We start from the raw sequence: 5056 nt of genomic DNA, 5'->3' as shown, positions 1-5056 counted from the left end.
GCGCCGAGCGCCTGCAACACGCAGCCGTGGCTGGTGGAACGCGAAGGCGACGCCTTGCGCGTGTACCGCGTGCGCAAGCCGGGCAGGAGCGGGATCATGCCCGCCGGCCAGGTGGCGTTCTACAACCAAATCGATCTGGGGATTTTTTTGTGCTTTCTGGACCTCTGCCTCCAGCGGCGTCACATCCGGTACGAGGCGAAGCTGCACGCGGGCCCCGGTTCGGACGGGGAAAAGACGCTGGCCGCGGTCTATAAATGGAAGCAGGACTGAATAAACGCCGAAGGGGCCGCTCTGTGAGCGGCCCCTTCGGTGTTCATGCGTCCGGTTCGACCGGGACGCCTTCCTGTGATTTCATGACGTTTTGTTGATATTCGTAGTTTTTATACCAATTGTCCAATGAGTCCCAGCCCCGCAGGAGCAGGCCGTAGCCCTGCTGCGCGAGCAGCAGCGGGCGCGGGGTGACGAGGCAGGCGTGGTCCTGCCGCCAGGCCTCGAACGCATTGAAGGGCTCCAGGGAGATGGTGTACTGCCTGCCCAGCAGGGCGACGCTGTATCGGAGTTCCCCGGCGGGCGCGATCTCAAGCGCGCGGACGCCGGCTGCGTTTTCATAGCGGGAGCTGGTGGTGTCGACCCACAGGAAGAGGGCCAGCCAGCCCGTCAGGATCAGGGTCAAAAGAAAGGAAACCCAAAAGAGGCGCGCATCTCTGTTTAACATCCTGTATTTTCACCTTAGGTTTATACCAATAGACTATCCATTTGGAGCAGTTTCCGGGGATGCTTCGCGGTTTTCGTTGAGCATCCGCGCGAGGGACTTCCCGACCAGTTCGGCGGTATAGACGCTCTCGTCGAGGGTGTTGGCGTTGGAGCCGACCTCGAGGAGCAGCGAGCCGGTGGTCAGATCCATGTTGTATTTTCGGTAGCAGAAGAAGATCGGGCGGGTCAGCTCGGGGGTGTCCTGCTCGATGGCGTCCTGAAGGGACGCGGCAAAGCGCAGGTTTTCCCGCCACTCGGGGACGTTCATCGTGCCGTCGTCGCTGCCGGTGATGATCATGAGCTGGGCGGCCTTGCGGCCGTTGATCTCCACCGTGGGCTTGACGATGAGGTCGTCCTCCCGCTGGATGGCGTCGCGGTGCACGTCGAGCGCGATCTTGATGGTCGGATACTTCTCCAGATAGGACTTGATCGTTTCGGCGCTGCGCTCGTAGGAGCCGTTGTAGGAGGGGTAGTCGTGCTGGGTCGTATCGTGCACGACCCCGATCCCCGCGTCCCGCAGAGCCTTTTCCAGCGCGTTGCCCACCGCGACCATATTCTTAGTGTTGTCCGTTGACCGCCAAGTATTCCGCATGTCATAATTTTCACTGTCGTAGGGCTCGTAGCTCTCGGTCGCGTGGGTGTGGAAGATGAGCACCTGCGGCGCGGGGGTGTCCTCCAGCCGGATGTTGAGCCCCTGCTCCATGATCTCCCGGATGTCGTCGGCGGGCACCTCGGTATAGTTGCGGAGCAGGCCCTCGCCGTAGGGGATCAGGCTGTCGCCCGAGCCCGCCATGTTCTCCTGTACGATCCGCCCCCGGTATTCCGCGGGTACGGGATGGGAGTTGTCCGCGGCGGGTGAGGGGTCGGCGACGCGCACCTGCTTGGCGGGGACGGGGGAGGATTCGGGCAGGCCCTGCGGCGCGGCGGAGGCGTCTTCCTCGTCAAAGGGCGCGACGTAGGGCGCGACCTGGGATTCCTCGCCCTGATAGTAGGCGGGGTCGATCTTGTCCGCGAACCGCGATTCCAAAAGGGCGAGCGACCCCTCGGGCATGTTCACCATCGCCGAGATGAGCGCGGCTCGCTCGGTCAGCTCGCCCAGGTCGGGGGAAAGCGAAAAAACCGCCATGATCGACAGCGGCAGAACAACGACCATTGTGATGACGGCCCCAAGGCGGCGCGCCGGCCCGGGTGCACGACCATATCGTTTCACATTCCCGCCCCCCAAAGCATAAAAAGCGTTTCTATGCATTCTATTCAGGGGGAAGGGGGTTTATGCCGGGGGGGTTACGACACGAGGTAGGTGATGTCCTCGAGGGAGAGCTGGGGCTGGAGCGCGGCGTTGATGGCGAGCGAAAGGTGCTTGGCCCCCCGCTCGATGATCGCGTCGATGTCGCGGGGGGTGACCATCATGGCGGAAGCGCCGGGCGCGGCGTCGCGGCCGTCGTCCCCGAGGATGTCGCGGGCGAGGGTCTCGCCGTCGACGACGGTGGGGATGCCGACCGATACGACCGGCACGCCGAGGGATTCCTCGCTCAGCTCCCGCCGGGCGTTGAGCACCCCCGAGCCGGGGGAGATGCCGCTGTTGGAAAGCTGGATGGTGCGGCCGAGCCGGTCGAGGGAGCGGGAGGCGAGCGCGTCGATCACGACGACGCAGGCGGGCGCGAGGTCGCGCACGATCGAACGGACGATCTCGCCCGTCTCGATGCCCGTCTGTCCGAGCACGCCGGGCGCGAGGGAGGCCACGGGGCGCAGCCCCGAAAGGCCGGTCTGCTCCGCGAGCTGGGCGGGGATGTGCCGGGTGGCGAGCACCTGGTGGGCGGCGCGGGGGCCGAGCGCGTCGGGGGTGATCTGCTCGTTGCCGAGCCCGACCACGAGCACCGAGCCCTCCGCGGGCAGCAGCGCGGAGAGCTCGTCCGCGACGGCGTGGGTCACATCGTCCGCCGGTTCCACGCTGGAGGACACGGCGGGCAGTTCAAGGGTGATGTACCGGCCGCACGGCCGTCCGAGACGCTCGGCGGCCTCGGGTTTGGTGATCTCCACACGGGTGAGCTTGACGCCCGCCCGCTCGTCCTCCGCGATCGAAACGCCGTCGGGCAGGCGGTCCCGGTAGGGTTCGGCGGCTTCCACCGCGAGGTCGGTCCGGATCAGGTTCATGGGGGTCCCTCCGATTCTTGACGAAACTGTTAAAGTTTTTCGCGCGGTTGTAAAAGCCGGGCGGTTGGTGTATATTATAAGGACGGAACGACGCGGCGGCCAAGCCGCGGGATAAAGGAAAGGAAAGCTATGAGCGTGCGGAAAATCGGGGCGCGGATACTCGCCGCCGGCGTGATCATATTGTTGGTCGCCCTGCTTCTTTTATTCAATACGAACTCGGTGTGGGCCCTCATCACACTGGGGCTTTCGATCGTTGTGAACACCGCCGGCCTGGCGATGCTCATGGTGAGGGACAAGAACGCGGATGAATGACGGGGGATAACACCATGGACTACCTGCGCCGCACTTGGGCGGACATCGACCTGGACTGCATCGTACACAACTACCGCGAGCTCAAAAGCCGCCTGACGCCCGGCTGCCGCACGATGGCGGTGGTCAAGGCGGACGCCTACGGCCACGGGGACGGCTACGTCTCCCGCGCGCTCCAGCAGGAGGGCGCCGACTGGTTCGCGGTTTCCAATATCAACGAGGCGATCTCCCTGCGTAGGCAGGAGGTCGCCCGCCCGATTTTGATCCTGGGCTGCACGCCGCCCGAGATGGCGCACACCCTGGCGGAGCTGGGCATCTCCCAGACAGTCTATTCGGAGGAGTACGCGGGGGAGCTTTCCCGCGCCGCGGTCGAACAGAAGGCCGTGATCGACTGCCATGTGAAGATCGACACGGGCATGAGCCGCATCGGCTTTTTCGCCCAGCACGGCCATGAGGCGCGCGCCGCCGAGGAGATCGCGCGGGTGTGCGCGCTGCCCGGACTTTCCTGCACCGGCGTCTTTACCCACTTCGCCTGCGCCGACGAGTGCGCCGGGGACAGCCGGGACTATACCCGGATGCAGTACAGGTCCTTCCTGGACACGGTGGAGCTGCTGGAAAAGCGGGGGATCACCTTTGCGCTGCGCCACTGCTGCAACAGCGCGGCGGCGCTCGCCTATCCCGAGATGCACCTCGACATGGTGCGGCTCGGCGTCGTGCTCTACGGCCTGCCCCCCTCCCCCGAATACGCGGGGATGGCGGACCTGCGGCCCGCCATGTCCCTCTACACCACCGTCACGATGGTCAAGACGCTCGAGGCCGGGATCGCCGTCAGCTACGGCCGCCGGTATGTCACCGAGCACGACGGCCAGAGGCTCGCCTCCATCGCGATCGGCTACGCCGACGGCTACCGCCGCAACTTCACCAACAAGGGCCGCGTGATCGTGCGCGGACAGTACGCGCCCATCACCGGCGCGGTCTGCATGGACCAGCTCATGGTCGACGTGACCGGGATCGACGGGGCCCGCAGCGGCGACGTCGTCACCCTCATCGGCAGCGAGGGCGGCAAGTCGATCACCCTCGACGATTTTGCCGCGCTCAACGGCACGATCAACTATGAGGAGGCCTGCCTCATCGGCAGGCGGGTCCCGCGGGTATACATACAGGCCGGCCGGGAGATCGCAGCCGTCGACTATGTGATCGCCACGCTGTGAGATTGTCCGCTCGGAGAGCGGCGGAGGTTGTCGGTGGCCGGCCGACGGCGGTTTTAGATTTGCCGCTCAACGAGTGGAGGAGCTTGTCGGTGGTCGTCCGACAGCGGTTTTAGATTGTCCGCTCAGGGAGCGGCAGAGTTGCCGGGTCCCGCCCCGGCAGGCGGCCCCATTTCTTGTGCGGACAAGAAATGGGGGAAAGAAGCCGCAGGGGGCTATGCCCCCTTGACCCCCAGCGCCGCCTCCGGTTGGCCTGCGGCCAAAGTCGGCGGCGCCCCGTCCACGGATCAGCGGACAAGCCGACAGCATCCCGCCGGCCGCCGCGCCGCGGGCGCAATGCCTCTGCCGGCGAGTCTCCGGAACCGTACCGGGAATGCTTCCGGGGAGGCACGCGTAGCACACACACCATGCGCATGTTAGGAGCGCCGCCCACGGGCGGCGCTCCTTTTTGGCAGGTCTCCTGTTCCCGTGTTGGGAGCGCCCGCAACCTGAATTGAGCCCTCAGCTGGCGTATTCGTGGGGAGCGGTTGTAACCGGCGGGTACTGGCAAGGTACTCCCGGGGGATTCTCAAGGGGACTGGCGGAAGTCCCCTTGAGCGTCCTTCTTTGGGTACTTTCTTTGACGCAAAGAA

At 65.3% G+C, this 5056-nt stretch carries 5 protein-coding genes and 1 pseudogene; 3 read left to right on the top strand and 3 right to left on the bottom strand.

Translation table 11 applies throughout. The features are described from left to right. A pseudogene (locus ACZO3G_RS14355) lies at window positions 1-270 on the top strand (nitroreductase family protein); the annotation flags it as partial. Between the two features lie 43 nt (window positions 271-313). Here the strand turns inward: ACZO3G_RS14355 and ACZO3G_RS14350 are convergent. The 3 genes from ACZO3G_RS14350 to gpr all read right to left on the bottom strand — a co-directional run bounded on the left by ACZO3G_RS14350 (window position 314) and on the right by gpr (window position 2907). Then, complete coding sequence (locus tag ACZO3G_RS14350; RefSeq protein ID WP_277138679.1) at window positions 314-715, bottom strand: hypothetical protein; 402 nt, start codon at window positions 713-715, stop codon at window positions 314-316. A 33-nt stretch (window positions 716-748) separates the two neighbouring features. Then, on the bottom strand, window positions 749-1906 hold the full coding sequence (spoIIP, locus tag ACZO3G_RS14345; protein ID WP_276874687.1) for a stage II sporulation protein P: 1158 nt from the start codon (window positions 1904-1906) through the stop codon (window positions 749-751). Between the two features lie 131 nt (window positions 1907-2037). Continuing rightward, window positions 2038-2907 (bottom strand): GPR endopeptidase, encoded by an 870-nt coding sequence (gene gpr / locus ACZO3G_RS14340; protein WP_101548393.1) that lies wholly within the window; start codon window positions 2905-2907, stop codon window positions 2038-2040. Between the two features lie 129 nt (window positions 2908-3036). Between gpr and ACZO3G_RS14335 the strand changes: the two genes are divergently transcribed. After that, entirely contained in the window at window positions 3037-3219 is a 183-nt protein-coding gene (locus ACZO3G_RS14335) for a hypothetical protein (protein WP_101548394.1), read from the top strand. Then, entirely contained in the window at window positions 3216-4427 is a 1212-nt protein-coding gene (gene alr, locus ACZO3G_RS14330; protein WP_276874692.1) for an alanine racemase, read from the top strand. Before ACZO3G_RS14335 ends, alr begins: the two co-directional genes overlap by 4 nt. Window positions 4428-5056 lie beyond the last annotated feature (629 nt).

The organism is Anaerotruncus sp. (assembly GCF_057433415.1).
Note: the sequence above shows the minus strand (reverse complement) of the source record. Positions and strands in the feature narration are given on the sequence as shown.